At 69.7% G+C, this 14,646-nt stretch carries 12 protein-coding genes; all 12 read right to left on the bottom strand.

Annotation, left to right across the window (positions count from 1 at the left end; translation table 11 throughout):
* Position 1: 1 nt before the first annotated feature.
* Positions 2-1,624 (bottom strand): class I tRNA ligase family protein, encoded by a 1,623-nt coding sequence (locus ACH4G3_RS03245; protein WP_397622828.1) that lies wholly within the window; start codon positions 1,622-1,624, stop codon positions 2-4.
* A 3-nt stretch (positions 1,625-1,627) separates the two neighbouring features.
* Positions 1,628-1,990 (bottom strand): cupin domain-containing protein, encoded by a 363-nt coding sequence (locus ACH4G3_RS03240; protein ID WP_397623371.1) that lies wholly within the window; start codon positions 1,988-1,990, stop codon positions 1,628-1,630.
* A 214-nt stretch (positions 1,991-2,204) separates the two neighbouring features.
* The gene (locus ACH4G3_RS03235) at positions 2,205-3,203 is read right to left on the bottom strand and encodes an acetamidase/formamidase family protein (RefSeq protein ID WP_397622827.1); all 999 of its coding nucleotides are present in this window, start codon (positions 3,201-3,203) and stop codon (positions 2,205-2,207) included.
* Positions 3,204-3,666: 463 nt separating this feature from the next.
* Complete coding sequence (locus ACH4G3_RS03230) at positions 3,667-4,296, bottom strand: LysE/ArgO family amino acid transporter (protein ID WP_397622826.1); 630 nt, start codon at positions 4,294-4,296, stop codon at positions 3,667-3,669.
* A gap of 98 nt (positions 4,297-4,394) precedes the next feature.
* Positions 4,395-5,693: a coproporphyrinogen-III oxidase family protein gene (locus tag ACH4G3_RS03225; RefSeq protein ID WP_397622825.1), complete on the bottom strand. Its 1,299-nt coding sequence runs from the start codon at positions 5,691-5,693 to the stop codon at positions 4,395-4,397.
* A gap of 68 nt (positions 5,694-5,761) precedes the next feature.
* Positions 5,762-7,267 (bottom strand): radical SAM protein, encoded by a 1,506-nt coding sequence (locus ACH4G3_RS03220; protein ID WP_397622824.1) that lies wholly within the window; start codon positions 7,265-7,267, stop codon positions 5,762-5,764.
* Between the two features lie 40 nt (positions 7,268-7,307).
* Positions 7,308-8,744, bottom strand: a complete 1,437-nt coding sequence (gene amrS, locus ACH4G3_RS03215; RefSeq protein ID WP_397622823.1) for an AmmeMemoRadiSam system radical SAM enzyme — start codon at positions 8,742-8,744, stop codon at positions 7,308-7,310.
* A gap of 75 nt (positions 8,745-8,819) precedes the next feature.
* Positions 8,820-9,155 carry a ferredoxin gene (gene fdxA / locus ACH4G3_RS03210; RefSeq protein ID WP_397622822.1) on the bottom strand — a complete coding sequence of 112 codons (336 nt, stop codon included), beginning with the start codon at positions 9,153-9,155 and terminating at the stop codon, positions 8,820-8,822.
* A 321-nt stretch (positions 9,156-9,476) separates the two neighbouring features.
* On the bottom strand, positions 9,477-10,082 hold the full coding sequence (locus ACH4G3_RS03205) for an LmbU family transcriptional regulator (RefSeq protein ID WP_397622821.1): 606 nt from the start codon (positions 10,080-10,082) through the stop codon (positions 9,477-9,479).
* A 156-nt stretch (positions 10,083-10,238) separates the two neighbouring features.
* Complete coding sequence (locus ACH4G3_RS03200) at positions 10,239-11,261, bottom strand: DMT family transporter (RefSeq protein ID WP_397622820.1); 1,023 nt, start codon at positions 11,259-11,261, stop codon at positions 10,239-10,241.
* A gap of 41 nt (positions 11,262-11,302) precedes the next feature.
* The gene (locus tag ACH4G3_RS03195; protein ID WP_397622819.1) at positions 11,303-12,772 is read right to left on the bottom strand and encodes a pyridoxal phosphate-dependent decarboxylase family protein; all 1,470 of its coding nucleotides are present in this window, start codon (positions 12,770-12,772) and stop codon (positions 11,303-11,305) included.
* A gap of 34 nt (positions 12,773-12,806) precedes the next feature.
* Positions 12,807-14,606 carry an NAD(P)/FAD-dependent oxidoreductase gene (locus ACH4G3_RS03190; protein WP_397622818.1) on the bottom strand — a complete coding sequence of 600 codons (1,800 nt, stop codon included), beginning with the start codon at positions 14,604-14,606 and terminating at the stop codon, positions 12,807-12,809.
* Between the last annotated feature and the right edge of the window lie 40 nt (positions 14,607-14,646).

The following is a 14,646-nucleotide window of genomic DNA, read 5'->3' as shown; positions in this document are numbered from 1 at the left end:
GTCACTCCCCCGGCCGCTCACCGGCGTCGCCGAGGAACGGCACCGGGAAGGCGGTGACTTCCCGGGCGTCCGCCAGGGCCTCGTCCAGCGCGCCGTCCCAGCCGCCGGTCCGGCGGGCCTCCTCGGCGAGGTCGATGAGGATCGGCGAGGCACCGGCGATCAGGACGCGCAGTTCCAGGAACAGGTCGCCGAGGGCCTCGGCCCGTGCCGCGGCGGGCAGTCCGGCGAGCCTGGCCGTCGCCCTGCCCAGCCGGTCCAGCTGCGCCACCACGAGGTCGGCGGCCGTGGACGGGCTGTAGCCCTGGATCTCGTAGGCGTCGGCGAACCGGTCCAGTACGGCACGGGCACGCCGCCGGGCCGCGCCGGACACGGGCAGCGTGCCGGGGGTGTCGGCGGCGGCCGGGGCGAGGGCGCCGGCGATCCGGTTCCAGGGCCGGACGAGCCGGTCCCGGGTGACCTTCACCAGTGCGTCCCGGCTGAAGTTCGTCCGCTGGTGCTCCGGTCCGGTGAGCGCCAGATGGAACCGGAACGCGTCGCGGCTGACGAGGCCGAGCACCTCGTCGATGTAGACGACGTGGCCCCGCGTGGTGGAGAACTTGTCGTCCTCCAGCTCGTAGAACTCGTTGGAGACGATGTGGTCGGGCAGGGCGTACCGGCCGTCGTGGGCCATCAGCAGGGCCAGGTGGGTGAGGCCCCAGAAGTAGACGATGTCGGAGCCGATGAAGTAGATGATCTCCGGGTCGTGTTCGGGGTGCCAGAGCTCCTTGCCCGCGACGCGCGGGTCGGCCACCCGGCGGGCCGCGAAGTCCGTGCAGAACATCGCTGCCGGGATGCCCTCCACCCACGCGTTGAGCCGCTGCCCCTCGGTGCCCGGGAAGGGCGAGGGCAGCCCGTGGGCGACGGGGTAGGTGACCGGGAAGTCGGGCAGCGGCCGGGCCAGTGCCTCGCGGAGGAACTTCAGGGTGCGCGGCCGCAGACCCGACTCGCGCGTCTGGTAGAAGGACGCCAGCCGTTTGCGGTACTGCTCCATGGGCAGCACCAGCACCTGGTGCTCGCGTGTGGTGACGGGTGCGTCCGGGTCCAGGGTGGACCACGGGTCGATGAGTTCGTCGAAGTTGTTGGGGTGGCCGCACATCTCGCAGACGCCGCCGCGGCTCTCGGTGACACAGACCGGGCAGTAGCCGCCGACCAGTCCCTCGAGCAGGACCTCACCGGTGCGCGCGTCGCAGGGGAAGGAGACGGTACGCAACTCCAGTTTGCCCGCGTCGTACAGGTCGGTGACGAAGCGCAGGGCGTTCGCCCGATAGGCGTCGTCGTAGGGGGCGTAACCGTCCACGGAGATGCCGGCGGCCCGGAGGGTCCGTCCGATCGCGGCGTGGTTGACGGCGGCCAGTTCCTCGGGGGTGGTGCCGCCGCGGCGCGCGCCGGCCATGACGTACGTCTGGCTGTCGTCCGTCCCGGTGGAGAAGACGACGGGACGGCCGCGGGCGCGCAGGTACCGGGCGTGGATGTCGGCCGACATGAACGGGCCTGCCAGGTGCCCGATGTGGAGGTCGCCGTTGGGGGTGGGTGAGGTGTCGATGATGACGGCGGGCCGGGAACCTCCCGGTGGGGTCCCTGCCATCGCTCAGGCCTCCCCGCGGTGCCGGGCGAGGAATCCCTCGGCGGTCTCGGGGGTCCACCAGGCCGTGTACATCTGGAAGTCCTCCGCCCCCTCGTTGTGCACCTGGTGGTCCGTGTCCGGCGGGAAGTGCACGATGTCCCCCTCGCGGAAGGGCACACGCTCGCCCCGGGATTCGAGGACGGCCTCGCCGGACAGGGCGATGAAGATCTCGTAGTCGGGATGGGCGTGCCGGGTGGTCGAGGCCCCCGGATGGACCACGCACCAGGCGCCTTTGAAAGGGGCGTTGAGGGCGGACCAGGGGAGCAGCGGCTGCGAGAAGCCGTTCTCCGGCCCCAGCGTGCCGCGGTCGAGGCTGCGCATTTCCATGGTGGCCACCAATCTCGGTGTCGGTGTGGGCGTCGCGGTGTGTCGGGGGTGGGCGTGCCGCGGCCGTACGGCCCCGGACGGCCGGGGCAGGCCGAAAGCGGCTGCGGGAGTACGCCGGAGTCGTGGAGTGGCAGCCGGGCGGGCACGGGCCGCGGGGCGGGGGCGTACGGCGGCGGCCGGGCCGCTGCGGGCGGTGTGCCGCGGCCGGGGTGCCTCAGAGGCGGGCGGCGATCTCCCGCATCCGGCGGTGGGCTCCGCCGTACCCGGGTCTGTCCGGGAGCAGGGCCTTGGGCACCTTGGTGGCGACGGTGTAGTCGGTGTCGACGACGTTCGCCAGCGGGGTGCGGGAGATCTGGGAGAGCAACTGGTAGGCGTCGAGCCGGTCGAGGCCGTGGAGTTCGCTCAGCCAGTTCACCATCTGCACCTGGGAGACGCGCCAGGCGTCCTCCAAGGGCCGGGCACTCCCGAGGGTGATCATGTACTCGTCGTTCTCGATGCGCGGCCAGGCGGGCGCGGAGCCCTTGATCAGGTCGACGACGAGGGTCACGTTCATGGCGCCCTCGACGGCGGTGCCGCACGACTCGCCCTCGCCCTGCCGGTAGTGACCGTCGCCGACGGAGAACAGCGCGCCCTCGACGTTGACTCCGAGGTAGCAGGTGGCACCGGCCCGCATCTCGGGGGTGTCGAGGTTGCCGCCGTGGGCGCCGGCCGCCAGCGAGGAGCGCACCTCTGCGCCCTGCGGGGCCACGCCCACCGTGCCGAGCATCGGGGCCAGGGGCAGGTCGACCGTGAACTCACCGGCCGCCGCCTCGAAGCGAATCGTTTCGGCCTTCGGGTCGACCTGGTAGATCCAGGTCCGTTCCGGGAGCGGGTCCTGCAGGGTGGCGGTGCGATCGGTGGAGGTGAGTCCGCCGAATCCGGCGACGAGGGTGGAGACGCCCCAGTCACGGGCCGGGGTCAGTTCGGCGATGTGCAGGACCAGGGTGTCGCCGGGTTCCGCCCCCACGATGTGGAAAGGGCCGGTCTGCGGATTGAATCGGCCGTGCCGGATTCTCTCGCCGGGCAGGTGCGAATTCTTGTGGAGCAGACCGCTGAAGGCGTCCTCGGTCCACAGTCTCAGCGTCGTTCCCGGACGTAATCGGGTAATCGCTTTCGCTCCGCCGAACGTCCAGCTGAGCTGAGCGGGCGACGGTACGAATTCGAAGGTGTCCATGTACGTCTCCCCTCGGGAGGCGGTCCGTACATCTCCAGGCGCAGCAAGGCTACCTTCGTCGAATTCGCAGTCAAGACTGTTTCCTGTGAACACTGCTGACAGGTTCGGTGCGCATATGAAACAGGCCATTGCGCAACGGGCGAAGGGGCTCTGTTCCAGCCGGTCAGAAAACGCTCTCGATCCTGGTGCACGCGCCGAACGCCATCGCGAACAGCGGCGACAGGCCGCACTGCCGACTGCGGACGGCCTCGGTGTGCTCGCGGGAGCCGTGGCCGAAGTACGACCGGACACCGGCGGGTCGAGGGCAGGAGCCGGGCGGCTCGGACGGGGCTCGTGGCACGGCGCCGGGGCGGCATCGAGCGGTTCGGCCCGGAGGGGACCGGGCCGCGCCGGACCGCCGTACCCCCATGCGTCACCGACGCCCGGCACGGCCCGCCGTACGCGGCGCTGCCTCGCCGTTCCGTCAGCCGATGGCCTGGTACGCGAGGACGCCGCCGAAGAAGATGACGCCCACGCCGGCCAGGAGGTCCACGCCCTGGAGCATGCGGGCGGTGAACCAGCGGCGGAACAGCACGGCCCCGATGCTGAGGGTGGTGAACCACAGCAGTGTGCCGGAGCCGACGCCGACCAGCATGGCGAGCGAGTCCGCGAGCGTGTCCGTGACGTTCGCCGCCGTGGCGGCGGCGAAGGCCGCCGCCCAGTAGCCGATCGTCGCCGGGTTGGCCGCCGTCGCCGTGAGAGCCGTACGGAAGGCCTCCCACGGCTGCACCGTCTCGCCCTCGATGTCGACGACCGCGCTCCTCGCCCGGAAGGCCGAACGCACCGAGCGGAAACCCAGATACGCCATGACCACGGCACCGGCGAGCCCGAGCGCGGTCCGCAGCACGGAGATGTCCAGCAGCTTGCCGACACCCGCGAGGCCGAGGCCGGCGTACAGCACGTCGATGGCCGCCGCGCCGAGGCCGATGGCGAATCCGCACAGAAAGCCGTTGCGCAGCACACTGCGCACGCACAGCAGTCCGATCGGACCGAGCGGCAGGGCGACGAGGAAACCGAGTCCGAGACCCGCACTCCAGGCCGGGATCACGCTCACCGTCTGCTCCCCCACTGCACCACGCCGTTCACCCCGGTCCCCGATAAACGGGTTCGCGCCAATTCCCCCGCCTCCTTGCGGCACACCCGTCGGTCAGGTCATTCGACGAGTTCGGATATGCCGAAGCGTACCTCACCGGGTGCCGCGGGACTCAGGTCCTCCGGCGCGTAGAACATCTCGTAGACATTCGTGGACAGCAGTTGGCCGGCCCGGGTCAGCGAATACACGTCGTCCCCCTGCTTTTCCAGCCAGCCCTTGTCGAGAAGCTGTTCCAGTTCGCTGCCGAAGACGTCCTCCATCGTGACTCCGAACCGGTTCTCGAAGTCGTGACGGTAGATCTCGCACATTTTCAGGCCTCGGATCATGACCCGGCGCATCTCCTGCTCCTTGGTGAGATACGTGGCGAAATCGAGCGGGACCTTTCCCTCCTCCACCAGCTCGTAGTACTGCTTGAGCGGCTTGACGTTCACGAACAGCCGGTCGTGGATCACGCTCTTGGACGACACGCCGAAGCCGATCATCGGCCAGGTGCGCCAGTAGTACTCCAGGAACCGCGAGTAGTCCTCGCAGCGGTCGGGGTGGTAGTAGCCCGTCGAGCTGCGGCGCTTGAACCCCGCCGCCTCCAGCGCGTCGATGGCGTACTCGTACATGCGCTCTTCGTCCTCGGGCGTCGGCAGCGCCATCTTCCCGGACTTGATCAGGGAGTGGAACGCGGTCTTGGGCCAGATCTCCAGGCCGTAGGCGGTGATGCAGGCGGGTTCCAGCTCGATCGCCCGGTCCACGCTGTGCTTCCAGTCGTCCAGGGACTGGTCGGGCAGCGGGAAGATCAGGTCGATGTTGGTGTGGGTGAAACCGCCGTCGACGATGGTCCGGTAGGCCCGCTCGGCGGTGGCCAGGTCGTGCGAGCGGTTGCAGATCTGCAGCAGGCGGTCGTCGAACGCCTGGATGCCCAGGTTGAGCCGGTTGAAGCCGGACTCGCGCATACGCGCGATCTTGGTCTCGTCCACCGTCGACGGGTCGAACTCCAGGGCGATCTCCGCCCCTTCGTTGAACTCGAAGGACTCGCGGCACACGTCGAGCAGCCGGGCCGTCTGGTCGCCGTCGAGGATGCCGGGCGTGCCGCCGCCGAAGTAGACGGCGTCCACACGGAAGGCGGGGAACACCCGGTTCGCGGCGAAGGCGCGGATCTCCTTCTCCAGGGCGTCGACGTACTGCGCGAAGTGCTGCTCGTTCTTGTTGATGTAGACGGTGTAGTCGCAGAACCCGCACTTGGTGATGCAGAACGGCACGTGCAGGTAGAGCACGGCGTTCTCGGGCCGGAAGTACTCCTCGTAGTCCGGCTTGCGGTACTTGAACGGGTAGGTGTGGATGTTGCGGCGAACGATCTTCTCGGCCATCTGGCTGCTGCTCCTTGTCAGGCTCGCCGTGCGGCGGCGGAGGGGTGACCGGGGCGGTGCGGGGACCGTCAGCAGAGCACCCGGAAGGGTTCGTAGCCGGTGGGCTGTTCCAGGGCGGGCCGGTCGTTGGGAACCACGGGGCGCCCGCAGGAGACGAACAGGTCGTCGTACCGGTCCCGGGAGCGCGCCCGGTAGTCGGCCGTGGACCTGGCCAGCATCTTGATGACCTCCTCGGCCAGCATCAGCTGGTACTGGCACGACTCGTCGTTGAGGACGTTGACGTCCCCCGAGGCCACGTGGTTCTCCTGCCGGCAGCCGCCGCCGCACAGGTAGCGGGCCCAGCACGCGCCGCACACGGGGTGCTCGTCGACGGTGCGCCGCCACTCGGGGTGCTCCCGGGTGATCCCCTCGGAGCCGGTGCCGACATCGAAGCTCTCGTCGCCGACGAGGCGGTGGCAGGGGCTGATGCTGCCGTCGGGTGAGTGCGTGTAGTACGTCCGGCCGCCGGAGCAGAAGGCCAGGGAGGTGGCCCCCTCGGTGACCATCTGCACGGTCCGCTCGTACTCCAGCACGCCCTTGAAGCGGTTGCCGGGTGCGAAGAGCGACGGGTAGTGGAGGAGGAAGTCCTTGAACTGCCCGACGATGCCGGGCTGGAGGAAGTGGTTGATGTACTGGATGCCCTGCGGCTCGGAGAGCTTGCGGTCGCCGAGGGTGAGGGCGATGGGGACCTTCGTGTCCTTCTCCACCGGGTACACGCCCGGATAGATCTGGAAGTAGTCGAACAGGTCCAGCTGCCACAGGTCGTGCACGCTGTCCTTGAGGCTGGGCTCGCCGGTGGCGATCGTCATCCGCGCCACCAGCGTGATGTCGTCGCCGCACGCCTCCCGCAGCCGCCAGAGGTTGCGCATGATCCGGTCGTAGGACCCCATGCCGTTCTTGGAGGGCCGGTTGGCGTCCTGTACCTCGCGACCGCCGTCGATGGAGACCGAGACGATGAAGCGGTACTCGCGGAACAGCTCCTCGATGCCCTTCGGCATCAGCGTGAGGTTGGTGGAGATGCGGTGCACGAACTCGGTGCCGTCCCGCCCGGAGACGCTCCGGGCGCGCTCGCAGATCTTCTGGATCACGGCGAAGTTCGCCAGCGGCTCGCCGCCGAAGAACTCGAAGCGGACGCGCTGTCCGGGCACGGCGTTGCGCTCGATGAAGTCGAAGATCCAGGCGATCGAGTGCTCGCCCATGGCCTCGGTGATCCGGCCGTAGTCCCCGCCTTCCGCGAAGCAGTAGGTGCAGGCCAGATTGCAGACGTTGGTCAGGTTGACGTTGACCGCGAAGTCGGCCCCGTCGGACAGCGAACTCTCCCGCAGCCGGGAGCGGTTGACGTCCTCGTCGGCGCCCACGGCCTGCCGCATGCGCTCCCAGGCCTGCCGCTCCGGGGGCAACAGACTGTCCACGCCGGACTCCAGGCGCTCGGCGGTGCCGGCCGGGGCCAGCAGCAGCCGGTGGTTGTCGGTGAGGAACACCGCGGAGGTGTCGTCGCTGAAGGGCAGCACACGGTAGTCGGTTCCGTGCCTCATGTGTTTCCTCCCCTTGTCTCCCTGGTGCCGGGGCCGCGGCTCAGCGGCGGGTGCCGGGCTGGAAGAGGGGCAGCGGCGACACGTCCTGGTTCAGGGTCCCGGCGGCCACCTCCACGGTCGGGAAGTGGGCCCGGTCGAAGACCTGGTGGAGGCTGGAGGTGCACCGGTCCGGGATGGCCACCTGGACGCCGAGCTCGTCGGGCGTGCTCTTGGCCGCGATGTAGCGGAAGCTCTCCCGCGGCTTGAGCTCGACGATCTCCCAGCTGCCGTCCGCGGCCGGATCGCCGTAGCGGCGGGTGTACGCGGTGGCCGGCGTGTCGGACTCGTTGCGCATCTGCACGTGGAGCGCGCGGACGTCGCCGTGCCAGTCGAAGGACGCCACGTCGAGGTCGCCGCCGGCGGGCAGCTCCTGGACCTTGCCGCGGCGCCGGGCGTCCGGCAGCAGCTTCAGGGGCGCGCGGGTGCCGCAGGACGCGCAGTTGCCGTCGGCGTCCACCCCGACCAGGTCGGCGTTGAGGCCGTACCGGGTGACCTGGAGCAGTCCGCACTGGCTGCACCAGGTGTTGGTGGACTCGGTGTCGTAGACGTTGCCGAGGTAGACGTGGTTCAGGCCCATGTCCATGGCGACCTTGCGGGCGCGTTCCAGGCGGTCCACGGGCGTGCGGATGGTGTCGGTCATCTTGTAGTCGGGGTGGAACCGCACGAAGTGGGTGGGGATCGACGGGTCCAGCCGCTCACCGACGAAGGTGGCCATCTCGCGGGCTGTCTTCTCGTCGTCGCTGAGGTCGGTGACCATCAGCGTGGAGACCTCGACGTGCTTTCCGGCCCGGTAGACCTGCTCGGTGCCTTCCAGCACCGGCTCCAGCCAGCCCTTGGTGATCTTGCGGTAGTACTTCGGGTCGAGGGACTTGATCGACACCGAGAAGATGTCGATGACGGGGATGAGCTCCTCGATCGCCTCGCCGCTGATGAAGAACGCGGACTTGTAGAGGTTGACGATGCCGGCGGCCTTGGCGAGGGCGGCGGTCTCGACGACGAACTCGTGCCACACTACCGGGTCGTTGTAGGTCCAGGAGATGACCTTGATGCCGTGCCGGACGGCGATGTCGACGACTTCCTCGGGCGTGTAGTGGTAGACGTCCTTGTCCTCGACGTAACGCGCCTGGGACGTCTTCCAGTTGTGGCAGTAGTCGCAGTTGAGCATGCAGCCGACGTTGCCCATGGAGAGGATGCGGGCGCCGGGCGCGTAGTGGAAGACGGCCTCGGTCTCGATGGTCTCCTCGGTGGCGTGCACCGAACGCCCGTAGTTGAGGGTGACCAGGCGTCCGTCGCGGTTGGCGCGCACCATGCAGAAGCCGTGCTGTCCGGGGCGTATGCGGCAGTTGCGCGGGCTGAGGTGACATCGCACGACGTCGTCGTCGAGTCGTTCCTCGAGCCGGGCTGGATGGGGTTCCTGGTTCCAGGTCGTCTGCGTCACGGACTGTCCTTCCGTCAGGGGGAGGTGGGCAGTTGTGCCGTGCGGTGGTACGGAGCGGAACCGTTCGTCGGGGCGTCAGGTGTGGGCTGCCGACCGGGGCAGCCCGGCGATGTGCTCGTGGTCGGCCGCGACGGGTCCGGCCTCCGTGGCGCCGCCCGGTGAGCCGAGGCCGGTCGTGGCGGTGAAGAACTCGGCGTTCACCCGTTCGTACACCTGCCACTCCTCGGGGAGTTCGGTGTCGCGGTGGATCGCCTCTACCGGGCAGACCGGTTCGCAGGCCGAGCAGTCGATGCATTCGTCTGGGTGGATGTACAGGGTGCGCGAGCCCTCGTAGATGCAGTCGACGGGACAGACGTCCAGACAGGCCTTGTCCTTGACGTCGACGCAGGGCTGGGCGATTACGAAGGTCAACAGTTCCCCCATTGCCATGCTCACGGGTGAAGTACCCGAAGGTGGTGCGCGCTGACATGCGGAGGGCTTCGTTTTCGCAAGAACAGCGCGGCTGGTCGGGGCGCGACTCGGCAAAGACTGGCGGGGGAATTGCGGACGCGTCAAGGAGATCGTATTAAGACTGCTGACTGGTTTTCTCGAAAGTAAGGCAAGCCTTATTGAATTCGCCGTCCTTGCCGACCAGGGGACCTCGCCTCCCGGAGAGGGCCGGACGGTGCCTGCCGCCGCCCGAGGATGACCGAAAGCTGCCGTAGCAGGCGCGGGCGGCGGGGGCGGGGACCTTCAGGGGCCGGCCTCGTCGTCGAGTCCGGCCGCCCGGTCGAGGCTGGCGGTGATCCATTCGGCCAGTTCGAGGCCGTCGCGCTCGGCGGCCCGGGCCCAGGCGGACTCCTGCTCCGTGGTGGTACGCAACTGGAGCCGCACCTGACGTGGTTCGGGGACGTCGGACGAGTCGGAAAGCCTTTTGCGCAGTTCGTGCCGGAGCCGGTTGCGGGACCAGCCCTCCCGGGCGGCTCGGTCCAGCCAGCTGCGGCGTTCCTCGGGGGCCAGGGAGGCCACTTCGGCGTGGTGCTGGAAGCTGAGTCTGGGATTTCTTTCCGAGGCCGGAAAACGCCTGGCGATCCACGCGTAGTTGCGCAGGGTCTTGTAATCGAGACCGGTTTCCTCCATCGCCCGGCGGTACTTGCCGGGATATCTCTCCTGGCCGTACACGAGCCAGTCGCCGTGCCACCAGCAGGAGGAATCCGCTATCAGGAAGAGGTGTTTTCCGACGCGTTTCCACTCCGCCAGGGAAAAGCCGGGTGGCAGGACCAGACTGGTACGCCGGGTGACAGCGGCTCCGATGACAGGGTGATCGGACACACCGTGCAGCGCGGTCGAGTTGCCCAAGCCGGTTCCCCCTTCACTCCGGGGAAGGACAGGTTGCTCTGATCGCGACGGAGTCTGACACCGGGTCCGGCCGCGGTCCAGGCTGTCGAGCCGTCGGCCACGAGTCTGGCCCGAAGGCGACGGTCGGCCAACGCGGCGCTTTGGACCTCCTCTCCCCTACCGCCCCTCGTCTCCGCCCAGGCCGGTCGGGGTCTGACGCGCAGAGCGCTCCGGGACCGGCCGCGGGAGTCTGGCGCGGTCGAAGACGTGGAAGCTGAAGAAGACGCCGCCGATGACCAGCAGACCGCCCCAGAGCTCCTGGGCGGTGGGGAGGCGCTGTTCCCAGATCAGGTAGAAGAAGGCTCCGAACACCGCCTCCATCCCGATGATCGGGCCCATGACCGTCGCCGGGAGGCGCTTCGACGCGATGTTCCAGAACCACGTGGCGCACCACGAGCCCAGCACCGCCAGCGCCGCGCACCAGGCGATGAACGACACCAGCGTGCCGGCGTCGGCGAACGGGGACGTGCCCTCGGCGGACTCGGCCAGCGGCAGCAGGACGAGGGAGCCGAGGAACGCGCCGATACCGATGCAGGCCGTCCACGTGGCGTTGTCCGGGACCCGGGTCGCACGCCGCAGGATGATCCGGTTGGCGATGACGAAGTACGACCAGGCCACACACGCCGCGAACCCGAGCACCGCACCCGCGAGCCGGTCCTGCCCGTCACCCGACGTCCCCAGGGAAGCCGTACCGCCGTTCACCAGGAACAGCCCGGCGGCGATGACGGCGATGGGCAGCAGCCCGCTGCGCCAGGCGAAGACCTTCTCGACGGCGTTGGAGATCAGCGAGACCATGACGGGGATCAGACCGGTCATGGCCGAGGCGAGGACACCGCCGCCGACGGACGCGGACATCGACAGCAGCAGGTAGAAGCCGATGTATCCCACGACGCCCAGGTGCATCGCCTTGAGGACGTCACGCGTCCCCAGGGTGCGCAGCCTGCCGGGCCGCGCCAGCAGTACGGCGGCCGACATCAGGCCGAAGACCGCGTACCGGCCGAGGACGAGGTAGTAGATGTTGACGGGCTCGACGGCGGCGGGGCCCAGGAAGGTGAAGCCCCACAGGGCCGTCGCGAGGAGCGCGGCCGACAGCCCGACGAGGGCGGGCACGGACCGGCGCCGCCGCTGCGTGGGGTCCATGTCCGTCTCCCCTCCTCGGTCCGCCGGCGTCGTACGGGGCCTCACTGCCACGTGGCGACCAGCTCGTCGCCGATCGCCACGACCTGTTCGACGAGGAAGTCGAAGTCGGAGCGCTCCGACCGGTGGTTGTTGTTGGCGACGCGGATGACGAACTTCCCGTCGATCACTGTATGGGACGGCATCGCCAGTCCCCCGACCTGCAACCGGGTCAGCACGGCCTGGTTGACGCGGTTCAGCTCGTCCGCTGTGGCGCCCGGCCACACATAGCGGAAGCACACGATGTTGAGGTCGCTGCGGGAGACGACCTCCAGCCTGTCCGAGCTGTCGGCCAGTTTCGTCAAGTGGGCGATCTGGCCGATGTTGCCCGCGATCGACGCGGCGAAGGACTCGATGCCGTGCGTCTTGAGGGCGAACCACACCTTCAGCGCCCGGAACCGCCGGGACTGCTCGACGCCCCGGTCGGAGAAGGCGAGGGGGTACGCCGCGGGCCCCTGGTCCGTGCCGCTGATGTAGTCGGCGCTGGAGCTGAACGCGCTTTCCAGCGCGTCCGCCCGGCGGACCAGCACGCAGCTGACGTCGAACGGCATGTACAGCCACTTGTGCAGGTCGAAGACGAGCGAGTCGGCCTCGCTCATCCCGGCCAGCAGGGCCCGGTGGGTGGGCAGCAGCTGCGCGAAGGCGCCGAACGCGCCGTCGACGTGGAACCAGAGGTCCTCCTCCCGGGCGATGGCGAGCAGTTCGTCGAGGGGGTCGACGGCTGCGGTGTTGACGGTGCCGGCGTTGCCGACCAGGCACAGGGGGTGGAGTCCGGCGTCGCGGTCGGCACGGATGGCCCGGCGCAGGGCACCGGTGTCGGTCCGGAAGCGGGCGTCGACCGGTGTCTGCCGGAAGTACTGCCCGCCGATGCCGAGGAGTTCGACGGCCTTCTCCACCGAGTGGTGGGTCTGCGTGGAGCCGTAGACGGTGAACTGCCGGCCGTCGGCGAGGGCGCCCAGGCCGCGGATGTCCGCCCGGCCGCTCTTCGCGCGGCGGGCGGCGGCGAGCGCGATGATCTGCCCCATCGACGCGCCGCTGGTGAGGATGCCGGAGCCGTCGGCGGGCCAGCGCATGGCCTCCTTCAGCCACTCCAGCACCTGGTGCTCGACCATCATCGCCGCGTTCTCGCCGGAGCCGAGCGTGCAGTTGACCACGGAGGCCAGCAGGTCGGCGTAGGCGGCGACGGGCACGCCGGAGCCGTTGGCCCAGCCCCAGAAGCGCGGGTGGATGTTGCCGCGCGGGTAGGGCATGACCGTTGTACGGAACTCCTCGTAGACGTCCTGCATGGGGGTGGCGGTCCGGGGCAGCGCGGTGCCGAGCCGGGCCTGGACGTCCGGGGGTACGGGCTGCCAGACGGGCCGGTCGCGGAGGCCGGCGAGGTAGTCGGCCATGTCGTCGACGATGCGCCGGCCCAGGGCCTTGAACTCCTCCCAGTCCGGCGGGTCGAGGGGGGTGGTCTCTTCGTGCGGGGACACCGTGCCTTGCCTCCTGGCGGTCTTGCGGCGGTGGTCAGCTGCGGGACGCGGCGGGTGCCCTGGGGGCGGTGCCGACGGATGCCGCGTCCGTCATGAAGGCGGTGAAGCGTTCCGGGTGGTAGAGGGCGTGCATCGGGTGCGGCTGGTCGCCGAGGGAGGCGAGGACGGCCCGGGCGACGGCGGGTGCCTGTGCGAAACCGCCGGTGTTGTGGCCGCCGTTGATGACGAAGAGGCGGCCGTGTGCGGTGGTCTCCGCGTGGTAGATGCCGAGTGACGTGGCGGTCCAGGGACGGACGCAGTACTTGAAGTCGTAGTTGTCGGCGGGCCGTGAGGACGCCGAGCGGTGGGCCTGGTCGGGGAAGAGCCGTTCGATGGTGTCGATGATGCCGAGCCGGATGGCGTCCAGCTGGGACTCGTCGGCGTCGGTGCCGACGCCCGTGTAGCCGTACCCGGACCCGACGATCAGGGTCGGCCGGCCGTCGCCGTCGCGGGCGACCGTCACGTTGGCGTCCTCGGTGACATGGCCCCTGCGGCCGACCTTCAGCGAGTGCGGCAGCCGTGCGTGCTCGTTGCCGATCCGCATCCAGCCGCCCAGGACGCCCTGGATCCGGCCCTCGCAGGGCGAGCCCATGAGCAGGGTCCGGCCGTCGGCTCCGGGCGAGGCGACCACGTGTGCGTCCGCGGGTACGGGCACCGGGCAGTCGAACCCGGTCACGGCTCCCGTGCCGTCGCGCCGGACCCATCGCACCGGGGTGTCCCAGTGGAACACCACGCCGCGTTCCTGGAGGAAGGTGATGAGCCGCTGGGTGAACCGGTGCACGCCGACGGTGAAGCCGGGCACGAGGAACCCGCCGGCCAGGGCGCCCGTCTCGAAGGCGCCGGCCAGTCCCGGGAACTCCCGGACCAGTTGCCCGGGCGTGAGTTCGCGGGCGAGAGCGCCGAGGGCGCGGTGCCGGGCGAGGGCGGCCCGGTGGTGGTCCGGATCGGCGTACAGACGCAGCACACCGTCGGTGAGGACGACGTCCTCGAAGAGGCCGGGGTGCTCCTGGCGCAAGGCGGTCCACTCGTGGAACGCCTCGGCGGTGAAGGCGAAGATGTCCTGGTTGTAGGCGCGGGCCAGCCAGGACGGCACGCGTTCGAACTCCTCGATCCAGGCGCGCTCCGGGGCGGACAGCGGCCGGTCGCCGGCGGCGAGCCAGCCTCCGCGGTCGACGGGCAGCCGGAAGTGCGCCGGCGGACGGCCGTGGAAGTCCTGGTTGTTGTAGCCGTCCATCTCGGTGAACGTGAACATGCGGGCGTCGTCGCCGGCGTGCGTGCAGCCGTACCGGCGCCAGTGCTCGCCGCCGGGGGCCGGGGAGCGGTCGAGGACGGTGACCCGGTAGCCCTCCCGCCACAGGTACAGGGCCGTCACCAGGTTCACGACGCCGGCGCCGATCAGCACGGTCTCGCGGCTGCCCGTGGCGGGTAACCCGGGCTGTGCGGGGGCGTGTTGCAGGGTGAAGCGCCGCTCGAAGCCGCTCAGGGCCGTCGCGATCGAGGCGAGGCCGCCGTCGGGGTGGTTGAACTCGACGAGGTCCCGGGGTGCGGAGCGGCTCGGGGTGCCGGTGACGTACGACAGGTACGTGGTCCCGGGCACGCTTGCGCACCAGTGCCGCAGGAAGGCTTCCGGTGGCCGCCTGGACATGATCAGGCCGCGTGCGCCGTGGGCGGTCACCTCGCGCAGCAGCTCGTCGGCGGGCGCGGTGTCCAGGTCGGGGAGGTGGACGATGTTTCCGCCGCGCAGGAAGTCGGAGTACGCCAGCTCGGAACCGGGGGTGGTGATGATCGTCTTCAACGTTCCGCTTTCCGTAAGAGTGCGTGAATGCCACCGGTGT

The organism is Streptomyces afghaniensis, assembly GCF_044327915.1.
In the GTDB taxonomy this organism is placed as follows: domain Bacteria; phylum Actinomycetota; class Actinomycetes; order Streptomycetales; family Streptomycetaceae; genus Streptomyces; species Streptomyces afghaniensis.
Note: the sequence above shows the minus strand (reverse complement) of the source record. Positions and strands in the feature narration are given on the sequence as shown.

Excerpts from the sequence above, each read along its gene's own strand:
- ACH4G3_RS03235 (WP_397622827.1), bottom strand. The coding sequence starts at position 3,203 with ATGGACACCTTCGAATTCGTACCGTCGCCCGCTCAGCTCAGCTGGACG.
- ACH4G3_RS03240 (WP_397623371.1), bottom strand. The coding sequence starts at position 1,990 with ATGGAAATGCGCAGCCTCGACCGCGGCACGCTGGGGCCGGAGAACGGC.
- ACH4G3_RS03200 (WP_397622820.1), bottom strand. The coding sequence starts at position 11,261 with ATGGACCCCACGCAGCGGCGGCGCCGGTCCGTGCCCGCCCTCGTCGGG.
- ACH4G3_RS03245 (WP_397622828.1), bottom strand. The coding sequence starts at position 1,624 with ATGGCAGGGACCCCACCGGGAGGTTCCCGGCCCGCCGTCATCATCGAC.
- ACH4G3_RS03225 (WP_397622825.1), bottom strand. The coding sequence starts at position 5,693 with ATGGCCGAGAAGATCGTTCGCCGCAACATCCACACCTACCCGTTCAAG.
- ACH4G3_RS03220 (WP_397622824.1), bottom strand. The coding sequence starts at position 7,267 with ATGAGGCACGGAACCGACTACCGTGTGCTGCCCTTCAGCGACGACACC.